Here is a 19,834-nt window from a genome sequence, read left to right as displayed (position 1 = left end):
AAGTCCCCGCGAGTCGGTCGCTATACTAGCGCACCCCTCAACCGGCCCCTGCTAGATGTCCGTCACCCGGTCCGTACCGATCACGTTCCAGGGTCTGATCCAGACCCTCAACCAGTTCTGGGCGCAGCACGGCTGCGTGCTGATCCAATCGCTGGACCTGGAAGTGGGCGCCGGCACCTTCCATCCGTCCACGTTCCTGCGGGCGCTCGGACCGGAGCCGTGGAACGCGGCCTACGTGCAGCCGAGCCGCCGCCCCACCGACGGCCGCTACGGCGAAAATCCGAACCGCCTGCAGCGCTACTACCAGTACCAGGTGGCGATGAAGCCGAACCCGGACAACATCCAGCAGCTGTACCTGGATTCGCTCAAGGCGCTGGGCATCGATCCGCTGGTGCACGACCTGCGCTTCGTCGAGGACAACTGGGAATCGCCCACGCTGGGCGCCTGGGGCCTGGGCTGGGAGGTGTGGCTCAACGGCATGGAAGTCACCCAGTTCACCTACTTCCAGCAGGCCGGCGGCCTGGAGTGCAAGCCGGTGCTGGGCGAGATCACCTACGGTCTCGAGCGCCTGTGCATGTACCTGCAGAACTGCGACAACGTCTACGACCTGGTGTGGACCTACGGCCCCGACGGCACCCCGGTCACCTACGGCGACGTCTACCACCAGAACGAGGTGGAGCAGAGCGCGTACAACTTCGAACACGCCAACGTGGCCGAGCTGTTCCACCGCTTCGACGCGTGCGAGCAGGAAGCGCAGGCGCTGGTCGAGGTCGGGCTGCCGCTGCCGGCGTACGAGCAGGTGACCAAGGCCAGCCACGCCTTCAACCTGCTCGACGCACGCCGCGCGATCTCGGTGACCGAACGCCAGCGCTACATCCTGCGCGTGCGCGCGCTGGCGCAGGCGGTGGCCAAGGCCTACTACGCGCAGCGCGAGAAGCTCGGCTTCCCCGGCGTGAAGCGCTGAGGCGCGGCCGATGCGGCCTGATCGGGAGCTGTTCGTGATGCTCGGCCTGCTGTGGTCGGCGCCGTTGGCGTTCGGCTACTTCTGCGCCTGGTGGGCGCAGCAGCGCGGGCGCAGCGCCTTCGGCTGGTTCCTGTTCGGCTGCTTCCTGCTACCGGTGGCCGGCTTGTGGCTGCTGGCGATCAACGGCGACGACCGCGATGGTCGTGGCAAGCCTAAAGACAAATCGATTGGGCGCAGCGACCTGCTGGCGACCCGGAAGGACGTGATATGAGCATGCATCCCCTGCTGATCGAACTGGGCACCGAGGAACTGCCGGTCAAGGCATTGCCGGGCCTGGCCCAGGCGCTGTTCGACGGCGTGATCGCCGGGCTGGAGAAGCGCGGCATCGCGGTCGAGCGCGGCGACGCCAAGCCGCTGTCCACGCCGCGCCGGCTGGCGGTGCTGCTGCCGGGCGTGGCGGTCGAGCAACCGGAGCAGCGCGCGGAAGTGCTCGGCCCCTACCTCAACATCGCGCTGGACGCGGATGGCCAGCCGACCAAGGCCCTACAGGGTTTCGCCGCCAAGGCCGGGATCGACTGGACCGCGCTGGAGCGCACCAGCGACGCCAAGGGCGAGCGCTTCGTGCACCGCGCGGTGAATCCGGGCGCGCGCACCGCGACGCTGCTGCCGGAGATCCTGCGCGAGGCGATCGCGGCGATGCCGATCCCCAAGCCGATGCGCTGGGGCGATCACGACTACGGCTTCGCGCGGCCGGTGCAGTGGCTGGTGCTGCTGTTCGGCAGCGAGGTGGTACCAATGCCGCTGTTCGGCGTGGAGGCCGGGCGCGACAGCCGCGGCCACCGCTTCCTGCACGACGCGCCGGTGCCGCTGGCGCAACCGGGTGACTACGTGGCCGCGCTGCAGGCCGCGCAGGTGCTGGTGGACCCGGACGTGCGCCGCGCGCGCATCGTCGCCGAGGTCGAACAGGCCGCGCGCGAGGCCGGCGGCAGCGCGCGCATCGCCGAAGACAACCTGGAGCAGGTGGTGAACCTGGTCGAATGGCCGTCGGCAGTGCTGTGCAAGTTCGAGCCGGCGTTCCTGGCGGTGCCGCAGGAAGCGCTGATCGAGACCATGGAGAGCAACCAGAAGTTCTTCCCGGTACTGGACGACGGCGGCAAGCTCACCGAGCATTTCATCGGCATCGCCAACATCGTTTCGCGCGACGTCGCCGAAGTGGCCAAGGGCTACGAGCGGGTGATCCGCCCGCGCTTCGCCGACGCCAAGTTCTTCTTCGACGAAGACCTCAAGCAGGGCCTGCAAGCGATGGGCGCCGGCCTGGCCAGCGTCACCTACCAGGCCAAGCTCGGCAGCATCGCCGACAAGGTGCAGCGCGTGGCCGCGCTGGCCGAAGCGATCGCCGCACAGGTCGGCGTGGACCCGGCGCAGGCGCGCCGCGCCGCCGAACTGAGCAAGAACGACCTGCAGTCGCGCATGGTCAACGAGTTCCCGGAACTGCAGGGCATTGCCGGCCGCCATTACGCCGTCGCCGCCGGCGAACCCAGCGAGATCGCCCTGGCGATCGACGAGGCCTACCAGCCGCGCTTCGCCGGCGACGACATCGCGCTGTCGCCGCTGGGCAAGGTGCTGGCGATCGCCGAACGCCTGGATACGCTGGCTGGCGGGTTTGCCGCGGGGTTGAAGCCCACGGGCAACAAGGATCCGTTCGCGCTGCGGCGCAATGCGCTGGGGTTGGCGCGGACGGTGATTGAGAGTGGGTTTGAGTTGGACGTGCGCAAATTGCTTGGAGTGTCGGCATTGCAGGCGCTTACAGCAGTTGCAGCGAGTAATCCGAAGAAAGACAAGACGGCCAGTCAGTCCAACGCAGTCGCGGCCACTCCCAAGGCATCCGACGACAAGGGTTCTGTCGCAGACTTCCTGACTTCTCACTTCGCCCAGCAAGGTCAGACACTCACGACCGTCGATACAGTGGCGACGGTCTCGGAGTTGTTCGACTTCATCCTCGACCGCCTGCGCGGCTACTACGCCGACAAGGGCGTGCCGGCGACGCAGTTCAATGCGGTGGCTGCGTTGTTCTCGGTCGCGGCTGAAGCCGCTCCTACGACGGCGCCGGCAACCGCGGCGCTGGGTTCGCTGTACGACTTCGACCGCCGCATCGACGCGATCGGTACCTTCGCCGCGTTGCCGGAGGCCGAGGCCCTGGCCGCGGCCAACAAGCGCATCCGCAACATCCTACGCAAGGCCGAGGGCGAGATTCCGACGCAGATCGAGGTGGGCCTGCTGCGCGAGCCGGCCGAGCGCGCGCTGGCCGAGGCGGTGGAAGCGGCGATCGCCGAGACCGACGGCGCGCTGCGCCAGCACGACTACGTCACCGTGCTGAACTTCCTGGCGCGGCTACGCCCGCAGGTGGACGCGTTCTTCGATGGCGTGATGGTCAACGCCGACGACCCGGCGTTACGCCGCAACCGCCTGGCCCTGCTCAAGCGCCTGGGCGACCGCCTCGGCAGCGTCGCGGCGATCGAGCACCTGTCGGCGTAAGCGCCAGCGCCGTTGAAAGAGAGACGGGCCGCCTGGCGCGGCCCGTTCTCGTTTTATGGAAATGGCAGCTGCCGCGATGCGCGGCGCGACCGGCTCCGGCACACGCAATGCGTCGGGACTGAAGTCCCTCCCACAGTGCATTGGCTGTGTGCTCCGCAAGCCTCGGCAGGAGCCGCGCGTGTTTCTGCCGCGGCGAAAGGAACCAACAATTACACCGCAGAAGAGAACGCGCCTGGCCGGAAGCCTGCACACAAGGGACAGTGTGTGAGCGCCCGCATCAAGCCCCTCTCCCACCGGGAGAGGGGTTGGGGTGAGGGTGCGGCGCAAAGCGACCCGCGGCGTGTGGGTACACGAGGCTTCGCCCATACCCTCATCCGCCCCTGCGGGGCACCTTCTCCCGAGGGGAGAAGGAACAGCCGACTAGCCCCTCTCCCACCGGGAGAGGGGTTGGGGTGAGGGTGCGGCGCAAAGCGACCCGCGGCGTGTGGGTGCACGAGGCTTCGCCCGTACCCTCATCCGCCCCTTCGGGGCACCTTCTCCCGAGGGGAGAAGGGACAGCCGACTAGCCCCTCTCCCACCGGGAGAGGGGTTGGGGTGAGGGTGCGGCGCGAAGCGACCCGCGGCGTGTGGGTGCACGAGGCTTCGCCCGTACCCTCATCCGTCCCTTCGGGGGCACCTTCTCCCGGTGGGAGAAGGAACAGCGCAAGTCCACGCACTACACGCACTATCCCAAGCCTCACCACCCGCAACGCACCGCACACCCGCCGCGGCGCATCCAATCCCCAATCCCGACTCCCCAATCCCGGCATCTAATCAAACAACGCCTGGATCGCCGCCAACCCCGCATTCGCGCGCTCCTTCTTGCGCGCGGCGTCGGCCACCGGGTCGGCGCCGTCGCGCTGCATTTCCTCGGCCGGGATCTCGTCGAAGAAGCGGCTGGGCCTGAGCCGGATGTGCTCGCCGAACTTGCGGGTGAGCTTGCTGTAGCTCATCCACAGCTGCTCCTTGGCGCGGGTGATGCCCACGTACAGCAGGCGCCGCTCTTCCTGCAGGTTGCCCTCTTCCAGGCTGACCTCGTGCGGCAGCACGCCGTCCTCGCAGCCGACGATGAACACGTAGCGGAACTCCAGGCCCTTGGACGCGTGCATGGTCATCATCCGCACCTGGTTGCCGCCGTCGTCCTTGTCGTTGCGCGACAGCAGCGCCAGCTGCGCGGCCAGGTCACCGACGGTGGCGCCGCGCGGGCCGCCCTCGAACCACTTGGCCAGCTCCTCCAGGTTGCCGCGGCGGCGCTGGAACGTCGCTTCGTCCTTGCATTGGCTGCGCAGTTCGCGGATCAGCCCGGATTGCTCGGCGAGCTGGCGCACCACGTCGGCCGAGGACAGCGTGGCCGAGGCGGTGCGCAGTTCGTGCAGGATGTCGACGAAGTCGCTCAGGCCGTTGGCCGCGCGCGGCGGCAATTGCTGCAGCGCGCCCACCGACTCGGCCGCGCGCGACATCGGCAGGTGCTTGGCCGAGGCCAGTTCGGCCAGTTTGGCCAGCGAGGTCGCGCCGACCTCGCGCTTGGGCGCCTGCACCGCACGCAGGAACGCCGCGTCGTCGTCGGGATTGACCAGCAGGCGCAGCCACGACAGCACGTCCTTGACCTCCTGCCGCTCCAGGAACGCGGTGCCGCCGGTGATGTGGTACGGCACGCTGGCCATCTGCAGCGCCTTCTCCAGCGGCCGCGACTGGAAGTTGCCGCGGAACAGGATGCAGAAGTCGCTCCACGGCACCTGCTTGGCGGTGCCCAGATAGGCGATCTCGGCGGCCACCTTCTCCGCCTCGTGCTCGCTGTCGCGGCACTCCCACACGCGGATGCGCTCGCCGTCGGCCTGGTCGCTCCACAGCGTCTTCAGATGCTCGTGCGGGTTGTGCGCGATCAAGGCGTTGGCCGCGCGCAGCACGCGGTTGGAGCAGCGGTAGTTCTGCTCCAGCTTGATGATCTGCAGGGCCGGATAGTCGCGGCCCATCTGCATCAGGTTCTCCGGGTTGGCGCCGCGCCAGGCGTAGATGCTCTGGTCGTCGTCGCCCACGCAGGTGAAGTTGCCGCGCGGGCCGGCCAGCATCTTCAGCAACCGGTACTGCGCATCGTTGGTGTCCTGGCTTTCGTCCACCAGCAGATAGCCGATGCGTTCGCGCCAGGCCATCACGATGTCCTCGTTCTCCTCCAGCACCTGCACCGGCAGGCGGATCAGGTCGTCGAAGTCCACCGCGTTGAAGGTGCTCAGCCGTGCCTGGTAGCGCTCGTACAGGCTGGCCGCTTCCTGCTCGCGGTTGCTGCGCGCCGCCGCCATCGCCTGTTCCGGCGACAACCCAGCGTTCTTGGCGCGCGAGATCAGGTTCTTGGCGTCCTCGATCGCATCGGGCTTGGCCCCGGGCATCAGGTCCTTGATCTGCGCGGCGGCATCGTCGGCGTCGAAGATCGAGAAACCGCGCTTCAGGCCCACCGCGGCATGTTCGATCTGCAGGAACTTCAGGCCCAGGGCGTGGAACGTGCAGATGGTCAGGCCGTCGGCGGCCTCGCTGCGGATGCGCTTGGCCACGCGCTCGCGCATTTCCTTGGCCGACTTGTTGGTGAAGGTGATCGCGGCGATGCGCTTGGCCGGGTAGCGGCCGCTGGCGATCAGGTGCGCGATCTTTTCCACGATCACGCGGGTCTTGCCGCTGCCGGCGCCGGCCAGCACCAGCAACGGACCCTCGCAATGCAGGACCGCGGCGCGTTGGGGAGGATTGAGACCGTGCATGAAGACTTCCCTTGGCCGCGCATTGTAACGGGCGCCGGCCGGGGCCGACGCCCCACCGCCGCGCCGGCGCTGAACCGGTTCGCGAACCGCCCGGCGGCCGGGGCGCGCGGCCGCCGCGCTAGAATCGGCGGCATGGCGAAACTGTATTTCTACTATTCGGCGATGAACGCCGGCAAGACCACCACGCTGCTGCAGTCGGCGCACAACTACCGCGAGCGCGGCATGCGCACGGCGATCCTGACGCCGCGGCTGGACCATCGCGCCGGCAGCGGCGTGGTCGCCTCGCGCATCGGCCTGCGCGCCGACGGCATGCCCTTCGTCGCCGACACCGATCTGCTGGCCACCATTGAAGCCGACATCGCCAGCCACGGGCCGCTGCATTGCGTGCTGGTGGACGAAGCGCAGTTCCTCAGCCGTGCGCAGGTCTGGCAACTCAGCGAAGTGGTCGACCGGCTGCGCATCCCGGTGCTGTGCTACGGCCTGCGCACCGATTTCCGCGGCGAGCTGTTCGAAGGCAGCCAGTACCTGCTGGCCTGGGCCGACGAGCTGCAGGAGATCAAGACCATCTGCCACACCGGCAGCAAGGCGACGATGACCGTGCGCGTGGACGAGAACGGCCATGCGGTGCAGGACGGCCCGCAGGTGGAGATCGGCGGCAACGAACGCTACGTGTCGGTCAGCCGCCCCGAGTTCAAGAAGATCATGCGTGGCGAGGGACGCATCGATCCGCTGCAGATCGCGCTGCCGCTGTAACCCGGATGCAACGCGCGACGCACCGCACTGGTGCGTCGGATCGGACCGCGATGAACCGCCGCTGACGATTGCCGCGCAGGCGCCCGTGCCTATGCCATCAGTCTATGGAGCGCACCCAAGCGGCATGCCTAGAATCGCGCCGATCGCACTCATGGGATGAGGAACATGGTTTCGTTGAAAGGATTTTTCGCCGGCAGCGGCACCGCGTTGGCCTGCGCCCTGCTGCTCGCCCTGCCCGGCCGCGCCGCTGCGGCCCCGGGTGACCACACCTTCCAGGACATCCCGGCGCAGGTACTCACCGACGGGTTCCTCGACGCGCACCTGGACCTGTTCTATCGCCGTGCCGGCATCCGCGCCGACAAGAAGGGCGAGTACGCCGAGGCCAGGAAGCAGTACCAGCTGGCCGCACGCTATGCCGACAAGCCGTCGCAGGCGCGGTTGGGCGAGATGTACTGGGAAGGCCAGGGCGGCGCCGCCGACCATACGATGGGCTTCCTGTGGATGGCGCTGGCCGCCGAGCGCGGCTACGACCAGTTCGGCGCGCGCAAGATGGAGTACTGGAACCAGCTGACCCCGGACGAACGCAAGCGCGCGGCCAAGCTCGACAAGTCGATGCTCGCCGAGTACGGCGACCAGGTCGCCAAGCCGCGCCAGGAAGCGGTCCTGCGGCGCGAAGCGATGCGCAGCACCGGCGGCCTGCTCGGCCACTCCGGCGCGGCCGGCCCGCTGTCGATCAACGGCCCGCGCGGCGGCAGCATCGATCCGGAAGTGTTCTACGCCAAGCAGTTCTGGGAACCGAGCGCGTACTGGAAGCTGCAGGACCAGGTGTGGGACGGCCGCACCCCGGGCCGGGTCGACATCGGCGATGTCGAGGACATCAGCACGGAAGGTACGCCGCCCCCGCCGCCGCAGGAGCCGGCCAAGCATTGAGTGCAGGGCAGACGGTTGCTTCGCGCTTGTAGTGCGGCGCGAAGAGCGTCGGGACTGAAGTCCCTCCCACAGGCGAAGGTCCGGGTATCAGGGCGCATTGCCAGAGGCGGCAACGTATGTCTGTATGCTGGATCGGCGGTGACGCCTGCCTTCTCGGTTAGGAGCGGTCGCGGCTGAAGCCGCTCCTACGGTTGGAGGCGGGCGCCATGCAGGCAGCGCAGGCGTGCGCTGCTTGGAGGAGTGGCAACGCAGTTGCGCAAGCGCCGCCCCCGTTGCACCCGTTGTAGGAGCGGCTTCAGCCGCGACGACGAAGCAACCCGTCAGCTACGCGCCACCGCAACCTGACGCATCAGGACGCAACCAGGACATCCCAACCCGCGCGCGCACACCCGCGAAAGGTGTGGCGACCTGCACTTCGAAGATGCGACGGGCACGCACTTCGGTCGTGCATGCCCACCCCGCTCAATACAGCTTGCGCTCGGCCGCCGGCGGCGGCGTCCACTGGTACAGCCAGGTCTCGGTGAGCGGACGCTCGCCGCTGCGCAGGTACAGGCGGATGTCGATCTGCTCGGTGCCGTCGTCCGGCGGCACCACGTCGAACATCGCGCGGTAGCCTGAAATCTCGTGCAACGGCCGCGCCGAGACGATCTCGGTGCGGCCGCGATTGAGCTGCAGCACCGCCTCGACCTTGGCATCCTTCTCCTTGCCCAGCTTGGCCAGTTCGCCACCGACGAAATCCACCGCGAAGCGCCACGAGAAGTAATGCCGCTTCTGCCCGACCACGCCGCCCAGGCCGGTACGCGTGGCCACGCAGTGCGCCAGCGGCGAGGACGCCGGCGCCTGCGCGCCCCAGTACAGGCGGTAGCCGAACAGCAGTTCCTGGCCCGGCTGGGGCTTGTCCTGTGGGTTCCAGAACGCGACGATGTTGTCGAAGGTCTCGTCGACGGTGGGGATCTCCACCAGTTGCACCGAGCCCTTGCCCCAGCCCTGCTTCGGCTCCACCCACAGGCACGGGCGCTTCTCGTAGAACACGCCGTCGTCCTGGTAATGATCGAAGTTGCGGTCGCGCTGCAGCAGGCCGAAACCGCGCGGGTTCTCGTCGACGAACATGTTGAAGCGCAGGTGCGGCGGATTGCACAGCGGCCGCCAGATCCATTCGCCGCCGCCGGTCCACATCGCCAGGCCGTCGGTGTCGTGGATCTCCGGGCGCCAGTCCCAATCCATGCGGCGGTCGTTCTCGCCCACCTGGTACATGCTGGTGCACGGCCCCAGGCCCAGGCGCTCGATGGTCTTGCGCGGATACAGCGCACTGTCGATGTCCATCAGCAGCACGTCGCCGTTGGTGATCGCGAAGCGGTAGGCACCAGCCACGCTGGGCGAATCCAGCAGCGCGTACACCACCACCGTGTCCGAGCCGGCCTTGGGCTGCTCCAGCCAATAGGCGATGAAGTCCGGGAATTCCTCCGGGCCGCCGGTGCCGGTATCGATCGCCAAGCCGCGCGCCGACTGGCCGTACTGGCCCTCCTTGCCCACCGCACGGAAGTAGCTGGCGCCGAGGAACGCGGCGAAGTCGCGCTCGGTGTCCTGCTTGGTGTTGAGGCGGAAGCCGGCAAAGCCCAGTTCCTTCGGCAGCGGCTTGCCCTTCAGCCCGCTGCTGCCGTAATCGAATGCCGCGCTGTCGTAGGCCAGTTCCTGCGCCTGCCCGTCGACCAGGTCGAACATGTGCACCGGGGTCTTGAAGTACAGGCCCAGGTGGAAGAACTTGGCCTGGAACTTCGGGCCCTGCTCGGCCGCCCACAACGCATGGTCCTGGCGGTAGCGGATCGACTGGTACTGGTCCCAGGTCAGGCCCTCCACCGGCGCCGGCAGCACCCGCTTGTGGCTCTGGTACGGCGCATCGGCCATGGCCCGCGCATGGCCCTTGAGCCAGGCGTAGTCGAACGGCTGCGGCTTGCCCAGGCGGCGCAGGCCCACCGCAGGGGCCGCCTGGCCGAGCATCGGCATCGCCGGCAAGCCCATGGCGGCGAAGGCGGCGGCGGCGTTCTTGAGAAAATCGCGTCGTTGCATGGCCGGGATCGAAACGGAAAAGGACGCCCATCATAGACAAGCGGCGCCGAAGGTGGCGGTGATGGTGTCCGTGGGAGCGCGTCCCGGGCGCAGACGTGCGGGAGGTAGCGGGCGAGCCCGCGCGCCACGGTTTGCCGACCCGACCACATCGGCGTCGCTATGCCCGAGTGGGCGAGGCGTCTTCGAGAGACGCTAACGACGCGGCAAGGCCCACTGGAAGGCCCACCGACATGTGCGCTTGAGCCGACGCGTTACCGGCAAGGCCGGGCGCGGCTGAATCGCGCTCGCGGTCGCGACGGCCCATCGTGCCGAGACGCTGCAAGAAGCGCGGTGCTGGCGGTGTCCCTGCAGACGCCGCACCGCCTTCGTCGGTGCGTGCAGCGCGATCGCGTTCGTTCGTTGCTCAGCGCTGGCAGTGGCCACACCAGACGCTGGCGCGCTGGCCGATGCTGGCATGGCGCAGCGTGCGCCCGCAGCGCTTGCAGGCCTCGCCCTCGCGGCCGTAGACCGACAGCTCCTGCTCGAAGTAGCCCGGCGCCCCGTCCGGACTGATGAAATCGCGCAACGTCGTACCGCCGCGCTGGATCGCATAGCCCAGGATCGCCTTGGCCGCGTCGGCCAGGCGTGCGTAGCGGGCGCGCGAGACCTCGCCCGCCTCGCGCAGCGGACTGATGCCCGCCTGGAACAGACTCTCGGCCGCGTAGATATTGCCCACCCCGACCACGATGCGCTGATCCATCAGGAAGGTCTTGACCGGCGCAGTGCGGCCGCGGCTGAGCCGGAACAGATGATCGCCGTCGAACGCATCCGACAGCGGCTCCGGCCCCAGCTCGGCGAGCAGCGGATGGGTCTCCCCCGGCGCCTGCCACAGCAGGCAACCGAACCGGCGCGGGTCGTTGAAGCGGAGCACCCGGCCGTCTTCCAGGCTGATGTCGACGTGGTCGTGCGCCCGCGGCGGCGTATCGCCCGGCAGCACACGCAAGCTGCCGGACATGCCCAGATGCAGCAGCGCACTGCCGACCGCGGTATCCAGCAACAAGTACTTCGCGCGCCGGCGAATGCCGTCGATGCGCTGCCCCGGCAACTGCTCGGCCACGTCCGGCGGAATCGGCCAGCGCAGATCCGGCCGACGCAGGATCACCCCATGGATGCGCCGCCCCGACAGATGCGGCTCCAGGCCGCGCCGGGTGGTTTCGACTTCGGGGAGTTCGGGCATGGTTTCGGTGAATGTCGCAGGTAGAGGGACAAGCTTAGCTGGCGCGAGGTGCGCTTCCGCTGAAGCCGGAATCGCCGGTTGGATCGCCCGCGCTGCGCGTGGGCACGCACGGCGCGCGTGGCGACACAGCTGCGCTCACTGCGGAGGCGCCGCCAGCTCCCGGGCGCTAAGGTAGCCGTCGCCGTTGGTGTCCTGCTTGCGGAAACGGGCGGTCAGGGTGGCGAGGTGCTGTGCGCGGGTGATCGGGGGGCCGCGGCCGCCGGGCAATTCGGCGGGGCTGAGCACGCCGTCATGATCGAGGTCGCGCGCGTCGAAGGCGTAGCTCATCCAGGCCAGGTATTCGTCCAAGCTGACGCGGCCGTCGCCGTCGCGGTCCATGCGCTGCAGGTAGCTGGTGGTGCTGTCGATCGCCTGCGCGTGGGCGCTGACGATACCGCCGGCGAACAGGACGCAGGCGATGCGCAGTGTCAGTCCGGCCATCAACGACGAACGCCGCGCAAGGCGGCGTTCGTGCGATTGGGTGCGCGGTGCGCCGCAGCTCATGCCAGGGCGTAGCCCTTCAGTCGCGCGGCGTAGGCCTGCAGCGCGGCGATGCCGCTGGCTTCGGCGTCGTGACACCAGGCCTGCAGGTGCTTGAGACGCTCGCTGGCATCATGGGTGCGCGCTTCGAGCAGGGCCGCCAGGCGGGCGCGATGCTCGACCAGCGTGCGCATGCGCGGCCGCTGCGCCACCCAGTGCTGCAGCTGTTCGCGCGCGTCGGGCTTGAGCCAGCGGCCGTCGTCGACCAGGCCCTTGCGCAGGCGCCGCGGCAGCAGTTTGCGCAGCTTGGCGCCGGCCTGGGCGGCTTCTTCCTTGAGCGCGGGCTTGAACACGTTGCGCTGGTAATCGGTCATCGCCTGGAAGCGATGCGACAGCAGCGCGCGCAGGGTGTCGGCGTCGGGCACGGCGATGTTCGGGCGCACGTCCAGGGTCGGCGCCACGCGCAGGATCTTGGCCAGGCGCAGCGCGGCCAGCGCGCGGATCGCGATCCAGCCGATGTCCAGTTCCCAACGGCGCATCGAGAAGCGCGCCGAGCTCGGGAAGGCATGGTGGTTGTTGTGCAGCTCTTCGCCACCGATCCACAGCGCCCACGGGGTCAGATTGGTCGAGGTGTCGGCGGACTCGAAGTTGCGGTAGCCCCACCAATGGCCCAGGCCGTTGATCACGCCGGCGGCCCAGAACGGGATCCAGGCCATCTGCAGCGCCCACAGCGCGATGCCGGGCAGGCCGAACAGCGCGAAGTTGACCGCGAACAGCGCCACCGGCCCCACGTTCGCGTACGGGGTGTACAGGTGCCGCTCGATCCAGTCGTCCGGCGCGCCCTTGCCATACTGCTCGATGTCGCCACGCTGGGTGCGCGCTTCGCGGTACAGCTCCACGCCGCGCCAGAACACGCGGGCGATGCCCTTGGTCTGCGGGCTGTGCGGGTCTTCCTCGGTCTCCACCTTGGCGTGGTGCTTGCGATGGATCGCCACCCACTCCTTGGTGATCATCGAGGTGGTGAACCAGGTCCAGAAGCGGAAAAAGTGCGACAGCAGCGGATGGAAGTCGACGCCGCGGTGCGCCTGGCTGCGGTGCAGGTACAGCGTCACCGCGAAGATGGTGAGCTGGGTGAACAGCAGCAGCACGGCCAGCATGCCCCACCAGCCGACGCCGAGCAGGCCGTTGCCGAGGAAGTCGAGGATCGCGTCGAACATTGCCAGAAGCTCCAGAGCGTAGGACGGCGTGAGGGGATGACGACATGATGGGGGTTGCGGGGGCAAACTTCACCCGGCGCTCGCGTATGGTATTCAGCCGCCAAGCGCTTCCGATCACAGAACGGTTTCGGTTCCATGTCAGCCGCCTCTTCCCAAGCAACCCCCGTGCCAGCGGCCGCGCCGTTGATCGAACTCGACCGTGCCAGCGTCGTCCGCGGCCAGGTCCGCGTGCTGCATGCGCTGAGCCTGCGCATCGCGCTCGGCCAGCACACTGCGATCCTCGGCCCGAACGGCTGCGGCAAATCCTCGTTCATCAAGCTCATCACCCGCGAGCTGTATCCGCTGGCGCGCGCCGGCGAAGAACCGGCGGTGCGGGTGCTCGGCCAGAGCCGCTGGCAGGTGGACCGGCTGCGCAGCCAGTTGGGCATCGTCACCGGCGACCTCAGCGTCAATCTCGCCGACATGCCTGGGCTGGACGTGGAAAGCGCGGTGCTGTCGGGGTTCTTCGCCAGCTATGTGGTGCCGCCGCACCGCGAGGTGACCGATGCGATGCGCGACCGCGCGCGCGAGGCGCTGCAGGCGGCGCACGCGTTGCCGCTGTTGCGGCGTCCCTATGCCGAACTGTCGGCCGGCGAGACCCGACGCGTGCTGATCGCGCGCGCCCTGGTCAATCGTCCACAGGCCTTGCTGCTCGACGAACCCAGCACCGGCCTGGACCTGGTCGCACGCGAGCACCTGCTGGCGACCATGCGCGACCTCGCCCGCCAAGGCATCACCCTGGTGCTGGTCACCCACCACATCGAGGAGATCGTGCCGGAGATCGAACGCGTGATCCTGCTGCGCGAGGGCCAGGTGTACGCCGACGGCACGCGCGAGGAACTGCTGGCCGATGCGCCGTTGTCGGCGGTGTTCGGCGGACCGGTGCGGGTGCAGCGCGACGGCGACAGCTACAGCGCGCGGGTGGTTAGCGCGGGTTGATCCCAGATTGCCGGGTTGGGACGTTCGGGCCTTGCGGTTTCAGGCTGCGAGATGTCGCAGATGATGCGGGCATAGTCGTAGGAGCGGCTTCAGCCGCGACCGGGCGTTCTCGGTAAAGCCCGGTCCCGGCTGAAGCCGCTCCTACGGGACGCGTCAACCGTACGCGGCGCCCGCCGCCCGCGCCGGTGCATCGGCCTCGAACGCAGCACGTGCGCTGCGGATCTCCGCGTGATGGTCGGCCGCCCAGCGCACCAGCGGTGCCAGCACCACGCTCAAGGATTGCCCCAGTGGAGTGAGCCGATACTCCACACCGGGCGGCACGGTCGGCAGCACCTCGCGGGCGACCAGCCCTTCGCGTTGCAGGTCGCGCAAGGTCTGGGTCAGCATGCGCTGGGAGATGTCGGGCACCGCGCGGCGCAGTTCGCCGAAGCGGTGCGGGCGTTCGGCAAGCAGCATCACGAACAGGGTGCTCCACTTGTCGCCGATCTGCGCCAGCACGTCGCGCACCGGGCACTGGTCGATGGCCATGCCGGCACGCTGGTAGTCCTGCAGCTGCTGGCTCAACAGCGGGTCGCAGGCAGCAGCAGGCGGTACGACGGTGTCCATGGTGGTTACCTCGGGGTAATCAGGGGCGGAAAAAGTGCCGTCTTTACAGGTCGGCCCAGGTCTCTAGGATAGACCAGGTTCCTTTTCCAGACCATGGCGTCCTGCGACGCCGCCCTTCCTCAGGAGACCTGTCATGTCCGCATCTTCCGATTCCCTGCTCGTCACCGGCGCTGGCGGCCAGTTCGGCCAGCGCGTGCTCGCGCACCTGCTCGACACCCTCAAGGTGGCGCCGGCGCGCGTGGTGGCGATGACCCGCCAGCCCGAGCGCCTGGCCGCCTGGGCCGCACGCGGCGTGGACGTGCGCCACGGCGATTTCGACGACGCCACGTCGCTCGACACCGCGTTCCGTGGTGCTGGCCGCGTGCTGCTGATCAGCACCGACGCGCTGGACCGCCCCGGCCACCGCCTTCAGCAGCATCAGGCCGCGATCGCCGCCGCCGAACGCGCCGGCGTCGGCCACCTGGTCTACACCTCGTGCCCGGAACCGCACGACTCGCCGCTGCTGCTGGCCACCGACCATGCCGGTACCGAAGACAGCCTGGCCGCCAGCGCCCTGCCCGCCTGGACCGTGCTGCGCAACCACTGGTACTTCGAAAACCTGTTCATGAGCCTGCCGTCGGTGCTGGCCTCGGGCCACTGGTACAGCGCGGCCGGCGACGGCGGCATCGCCCATATCGCGCGCGACGACCTGGCCCGCGCCGCCGCGGTCGCCCTGGCCAGCGGCGACGGCAAGCGCACGCGCACGCTCACCCTCAGCGGCGCGCACGCCTACACCACCGCCGAGATCGCCACGCTGGTCGCGCAGGTGCTGGACGTGCAGATCCAGGTGGTGCCGGTACCGGTCGAAGGCCTGGTGCAGGGCATGGTCGGCGCCGGGCTACCCGAGCCGGTCGCGCGCATCTATGCGTCGTTCGACACGAACACCGCGGCCGGCCGCGTCGCCACCGTCACCGGCGACTACCAGGCGCTGACCGGGCAGACGCCGCTGCCGTTCGAACAGTGGCTGCAGGAGCAGCGCGCGCACCTGGCGGCGTTGAAGCCGTAAGCGAACTCGGCGGCGCGCGGCAGTGCGCGCTACTTCCCGATGCAGAAACTGGAGAAGATCCGCCCGAGCAGGTCGTCGGCGCTGAGCGTGCCGACGATCTCGCCGAGCGCGGCATGGGCCAGGCGCAGCTCTTCTGCGGCCAGTTCCAGGCGTTCGTATTGCAGTTCGACCGCCGCCGCGTCGGCATGCGTCGCGGCGCGCTGCAGCGCGTCGACGTGGCGGGCGCGCGCGGAAAATTCGCCGTCGCTGCCCTCGCCGGCCGCGGCACCGGCGATTGCGCGCAACTGCGCGTGCAACTGCTCCAGACCGCTGCCGGTGGCGGCGGACACATAGACGCGCTCGGCGCTGGCCGCGGGCACGGCGGTGAGCAGGTCGCTCTTGTTGTGGATCCACAGCCGCTGCGGCACGTCGGCGATGGCGTCGGCGATCGCCGCATGGCCGGCCTCGGCGGCGCGCGCATCGAGCACGATCAGCGCCAGGTCGGCGCGCTGCAGTTCCTGGCGCGCGCGGCGCATGCCCTCGCGCTCGATCGCATCGCCGCCCTCGCGCAGGCCGGCGGTGTCGACCAGGGTCAGCTCCACGCCGTCGAGGCGCACGGTCTCGTGCAAGGTGTCGCGGGTGGTGCCGGCGATGTCGGTGACGATGGCGCGGTCGCTGCCGGCCAGCGCGTTGAGCAGTGAACTCTTGCCGGCGTTGGGCGGGCCGACCAGCACCGCGTGCAGGCCATCGCGCAGACGCCGGCCGCGTTCGGCGTCGGCACGCAGCTGTGCCAGGTCGGTGCGCGCCTGCGCGAGGCCGGCACGGACCTGCTCGCCGCCCAGCGTGTCCAACGCCTCGTCGGCGAAATCGATCGCCGCTTCGATGTGGATGCGCAGGCGGATCAGCTGCTCGGCCAGGTCGTCGACGCGGCGCGAGAACACCCCGTCCAGCGAGCGCCGTGCCGCGCGTGCCGCACGCAGATCGCCAGCGGCGATCAGGTCGGCAATCGCCTCGGCCTGGGCCAGATCGAGCTTGCGGTTGAGGAAGGCGCGCTCGCTGAACTCGCCCGGGCGTGCCGGCCGCGCGCCGAGTTCGCAGCAGCGCGCCACCAGGTGCCGCAGGAGCACCGGGCTGCCATGCGCCTGCAGTTCCAGCACGTCCTCGCCGGTGAAGCTGCGCGGCGCCGGAAACCACAGCGCGATGCCGTCGTCCACGATCTCGCCATGCGCGTCGCGAAAACGCGCGTAGCGGGCGGTGCGCGGCACCAGTGCGCCCAGGCCCAGCCCCTCGGCGATGGCCACCGCCGCCGGACCGGACACGCGGACCACGCCGACGCCGCCCGCGCCGGGAGCGGTGGCGATGGCGGCGATGGTGTCGGTAGCGGAAGACGGCATGGCGAAGGCAGCAGGTTCGGCGGCGTGGTGGATCACAGCGTCTGCAGGTGGCCGCGGACGTAGGCGGCCGACGCCCCGTTGGGTTGCAACTCCAGGTAGGTCTGGAAAGCACGCTTGGCCTTGGCTGCATCGCCGAGCTGGCGGTAGGCGTCGCCCAGGTTGACGTAGGCCACCGCGCGCGAGGGATCGATCTTCAGCGTGTTCTCCAGCCAGCGCACGGCCTGCGCGTACTTGCCCTGGCGATAGTAGATGAAGCCCAGGTTGTTGGCCGCCAGCGCGAAGTCCGGGCGCAGCTTCAGCGCCTCGGTGAACTGCGCTTCGGCCTCGTCGTAGCGCTTCTCCTTGTACAGCTGCAGGCCGCGGTCGTTGGCGCGCTGCGCACGCTGGCGGTCGGACACCGGGCCGGCCGCGGCCGGCACCGCCAGCGGCCGCTCGCCGCCCTGCAGATCCTTGACCACCACCGCGGGCTTGGCCGCAGCGGGCGGCGCGTCGGCGCTACCGGCGCCCGCGTTCGGCGTCGCGGTCGATGCCGGCGCGGCCGCGTCGACGCGGTCGTTCATCGCGATCGCCGCCGAGGACAGTTGCTGGGTGCTGGCGGTGAGGAACTCCTCGCCCTCCGGCACCTGCAGCACGAACTCGCCGCCCTGCGAACCGGGCAGGCTGCCGAACGCGGGCGTCTGCTGCGAGATGCTCGACACCGCCGGTGCCACGTAGGCGGCCAGCTCGGTGCCGGTGATCAGACCGTCGCCGTTGAGGTCGGCCTTGCCCGACAGGGCCTGCAGCAGCACCCAGGTGAACACCGAATGGCCATTGGGGCCGCTGTCGGCGACCTGCTGGTCGGCGCCGCCGGCGGTGAGCATCTGCCGGGCGATGCGCCGCGCGTTCTCGCGCAGGTAGGCGCTGGTGCCGCCGCCGCGGGTCAGGCCCAGGCCGCTGTAGCACGCGTCCATCACGAACAGCACGTGCTTGGCTTCCAGGCTTTCGGCGATGTCCTGGATCTCGGTCATCGGAATCGCATCGGTGGCGAACTGCGCCGGGTCCGAATCGGCGGGCACGATGTAGCCGAGGTCGCGCCCGGAGGCCAGCTTGCGGGTCGCGCCGTGGCCGGCGAAGAACACGAACACGCGGTCGTTCTTGCCGACGCCGCCGTGTGCGAGGCGATCGTGGAAAGCGGCCAGGATGTTGTTGCGGGTCGCCTCCTGGTTCTTCAGCACGATCACCTGCGACGACGGGAAACCGAAGCTGCCGGTGAGCGTCTGCGCGATGGCCTGCGCGTCGTTGGCCGCGTACTGCAGCTTGGGCCAGTGCGCGTAGTCGTCGATGCCGATGACGATGGCCCACGACTTGTCGTAGCCGCTGGTCACCGCCGGTGCGGCGGCGTTGCTGGCCGCGCGCGCCACGCTGAAGTCGCGCCCGTTCCAGGCGGCGAACTGGTAGCCGTCGGCGCTGAGCCGGTCCAGGATCTGCGGCAGCGCCTTGACCGTGCGTTCGTGGATGTCGTGGAACAGCAGGATACCGCGCTGCTCGCGGCCGACCTGCTCGAGCACGCGCTGCACGATCGACTCCGGCACCGGGTCGGCCCAGTCCAGCGAATCCACGTTCCACATCACCGACTTCAGGCCGGCCTCGCCGAGGATCTGCATGCCCTCGGCATTGCGCGCACCGTAGGGAAAGCGGAACAACGGCGCGCGCTTGGCGTCGACCGCGCGCAGCATGCGGTCGGTGTCGAGGATCTGGCTGCGCAGCGCGGCGCCGGTTTCCTTGGACAGTTGCGCATGGGTCAGGCTGTGGTTGCCGACGGTGTAGCCCTGCTCCATCAGGCTGCGGCTGACGCTGGCCAGCGGCGACAGGTCGACCTTGCCGTCCGGCTCCAGCTTGCCAAGGTTGCGGCCGACTTCGAAGAACGTGGCCGGCACGTCGTAGCGCTTGAGGATGGCGACGATCTCGTCGGTGTACTCGCGATGCGGGCCGTCGTCGAAGCTCAGCACCACGGTCTTCGGCGGCAGGTCGCGACCGAACACCTCGCGGTCGCTGTCCTTCATCGACATCGGGTACGGGGTGATCACGCCGTAGTCGCGCAGGATCGCTTCGCGCGTGTACAGCGTGCCCAGGTGGGCGACGTAGTCCTCCCACTTCTCGCGCTTCTGCACGATCGCCCGGGTGCGATCGAAGCGGCTGAAGATCGCGGTGATCTCGCGATTGTAGGTGCGTTCGATCTCGTCGAGCGCTTCCAGGTCCTCGCCGATGCGCTGGTGCAGCTTGATCGCCGGCAGCGAGGAGTCCTTGCCGATGCGCACCTGCCAGTCGGCGAGAATCTCGCGGAATGCCAGGCGGTCGGCGTCGTACAGGTCCGGCGCCGATTCGACGTAGTCCAGCAGGCTGCCGACCGCAGCGAAGCGCTGCGGATCGGGCAGCGCCAGCAGCGCATCGAATTGCTTGGCCAGCGCCTCACGGCGCTCCAGGCCCTCGTGGAACAGCTGCTGGCCGACGCTGCTGGAGGTCTGCCGGTCGGCCGGCGACTGCTTGGCCTCGTCGGCCAGCAACACGATGATCTTGCGCTGCGCCGCCAGCTGCGCCTGCAGGCCTTGCAGCAGCGTCGCCGCCTGGGTCTGCAAGGCCGGCGAGCCGGGGATGGCGATCGTCGACGCGGCCGCCGCCGGTTTCGCGGCAGTTGCCTCGCTGCCAGCAGGCTGGCGCTGGCACGCGGCCAGGGCCAAGGCGAGCAGGCCGATCACGGCCACGGACGGCGACAACGGACGATGGCGCTTGCGCATGACCACGGACTCGCGAGCAAGGCGCTACAGGAAGAACGCAGACGCCGGCGCCTTCCCCGGCCGCATGCGCA

At 69.2% G+C, this 19,834-nt stretch carries 15 protein-coding genes; 7 read left to right on the top strand and 8 right to left on the bottom strand.

Going from position 1 to position 19,834, the window contains the following annotated elements:
* Positions 1-55 precede the first annotated feature (55 nt).
* From glyQ to glyS, 3 genes are read left to right on the top strand one after another with little or no spacing between them, the layout of a single operon-like run.
* Positions 56-964 carry a glycine--tRNA ligase subunit alpha gene (gene glyQ, locus PIQ37_RS17220; RefSeq protein WP_342074394.1) on the top strand — a complete coding sequence of 303 codons (909 nt, stop codon included), beginning with the start codon at positions 56-58 and terminating at the stop codon, positions 962-964.
* Positions 965-974: 10 nt separating this feature from the next.
* Positions 975-1,235 carry a hypothetical protein gene (locus PIQ37_RS17215; RefSeq protein ID WP_342074393.1) on the top strand — a complete coding sequence of 87 codons (261 nt, stop codon included), beginning with the start codon at positions 975-977 and terminating at the stop codon, positions 1,233-1,235.
* Positions 1,232-3,499, top strand: coding sequence for a glycine--tRNA ligase subunit beta (gene glyS / locus PIQ37_RS17210; RefSeq protein WP_342074392.1), 2,268 nt, complete (start codon positions 1,232-1,234; stop codon positions 3,497-3,499). The genes PIQ37_RS17215 and glyS overlap by 4 nt, the downstream gene beginning before the upstream one ends.
* Before the next feature lie 809 nt (positions 3,500-4,308).
* Here glyS and rep read toward each other — a convergent pair.
* Positions 4,309-6,285 carry a DNA helicase Rep gene (rep, locus tag PIQ37_RS17205; RefSeq protein WP_342074391.1) on the bottom strand — a complete coding sequence of 659 codons (1,977 nt, stop codon included), beginning with the start codon at positions 6,283-6,285 and terminating at the stop codon, positions 4,309-4,311.
* A gap of 132 nt (positions 6,286-6,417) precedes the next feature.
* On the opposite strand from rep, the gene PIQ37_RS17200 reads away from it, so the two are divergent.
* Positions 6,418-7,038, top strand: a complete 621-nt coding sequence (locus tag PIQ37_RS17200) for a thymidine kinase (protein WP_150409980.1) — start codon at positions 6,418-6,420, stop codon at positions 7,036-7,038.
* A gap of 165 nt (positions 7,039-7,203) precedes the next feature.
* Complete coding sequence (locus PIQ37_RS17195) at positions 7,204-7,968, top strand: SEL1-like repeat protein (RefSeq protein WP_342074390.1); 765 nt, start codon at positions 7,204-7,206, stop codon at positions 7,966-7,968.
* Between the two features lie 462 nt (positions 7,969-8,430).
* On the opposite strand, the gene PIQ37_RS17190 is transcribed toward PIQ37_RS17195, so the two are convergent.
* The 4 genes from PIQ37_RS17190 to PIQ37_RS17175 all read right to left on the bottom strand — a co-directional run bounded on the left by PIQ37_RS17190 (position 8,431) and on the right by PIQ37_RS17175 (position 12,987).
* Positions 8,431-10,035 (bottom strand): glucan biosynthesis protein, encoded by a 1,605-nt coding sequence (locus PIQ37_RS17190; RefSeq protein WP_342074389.1) that lies wholly within the window; start codon positions 10,033-10,035, stop codon positions 8,431-8,433.
* Positions 10,036-10,438: 403 nt separating this feature from the next.
* Positions 10,439-11,251, bottom strand: coding sequence for a bifunctional DNA-formamidopyrimidine glycosylase/DNA-(apurinic or apyrimidinic site) lyase (gene mutM / locus PIQ37_RS17185; protein ID WP_342074388.1), 813 nt, complete (start codon positions 11,249-11,251; stop codon positions 10,439-10,441).
* A gap of 135 nt (positions 11,252-11,386) precedes the next feature.
* Entirely contained in the window at positions 11,387-11,731 is a 345-nt protein-coding gene (locus PIQ37_RS17180) for an EF-hand domain-containing protein (RefSeq protein WP_267123179.1), read from the bottom strand.
* 59 nt (positions 11,732-11,790) lie between these two features.
* Positions 11,791-12,987: a DesA family fatty acid desaturase gene (locus tag PIQ37_RS17175; protein WP_342074387.1), complete on the bottom strand. Its 1,197-nt coding sequence runs from the start codon at positions 12,985-12,987 to the stop codon at positions 11,791-11,793.
* 135 nt (positions 12,988-13,122) lie between these two features.
* Here PIQ37_RS17175 and PIQ37_RS17170 point away from each other — a divergent pair, with 135 nt between their 5' ends.
* A complete protein-coding gene (locus PIQ37_RS17170; RefSeq protein WP_342074386.1) occupies positions 13,123-13,965 on the top strand; it encodes an ABC transporter ATP-binding protein in 843 nt (280 codons plus the stop codon).
* Positions 13,966-14,118: 153 nt separating this feature from the next.
* Here PIQ37_RS17170 and PIQ37_RS17165 read toward each other — a convergent pair whose 3' ends face one another.
* Positions 14,119-14,571: a winged helix-turn-helix transcriptional regulator gene (locus tag PIQ37_RS17165; protein ID WP_342074385.1), complete on the bottom strand. Its 453-nt coding sequence runs from the start codon at positions 14,569-14,571 to the stop codon at positions 14,119-14,121.
* A 133-nt stretch (positions 14,572-14,704) separates the two neighbouring features.
* Between PIQ37_RS17165 and PIQ37_RS17160 the strand changes: the two genes are divergently transcribed.
* Entirely contained in the window at positions 14,705-15,616 is a 912-nt protein-coding gene (locus tag PIQ37_RS17160) for an NmrA family NAD(P)-binding protein (protein WP_342074384.1), read from the top strand.
* A gap of 29 nt (positions 15,617-15,645) precedes the next feature.
* Here the strand turns inward: PIQ37_RS17160 and mnmE are convergent, their stop codons facing one another.
* Both mnmE and PIQ37_RS17150 read right to left on the bottom strand, forming a co-directional pair.
* Positions 15,646-16,989 (bottom strand): tRNA uridine-5-carboxymethylaminomethyl(34) synthesis GTPase MnmE, encoded by a 1,344-nt coding sequence (gene mnmE / locus PIQ37_RS17155; protein ID WP_342074383.1) that lies wholly within the window; start codon positions 16,987-16,989, stop codon positions 15,646-15,648.
* A gap of 32 nt (positions 16,990-17,021) precedes the next feature.
* The gene (locus PIQ37_RS17150; RefSeq protein WP_342074382.1) at positions 17,022-19,763 is read right to left on the bottom strand and encodes a polysaccharide deacetylase family protein; all 2,742 of its coding nucleotides are present in this window, start codon (positions 19,761-19,763) and stop codon (positions 17,022-17,024) included.
* Positions 19,764-19,834: the final 71 nt, after the last annotated feature.

The sequence above is a fragment of the Xanthomonas protegens genome, assembly GCF_038442435.1.
Taxonomy (GTDB): Bacteria; Pseudomonadota; Gammaproteobacteria; order Xanthomonadales; family Xanthomonadaceae; genus Xanthomonas_A; species Xanthomonas_A sontii.
This window is presented reverse-complemented; position numbering and strand designations above follow the sequence as displayed.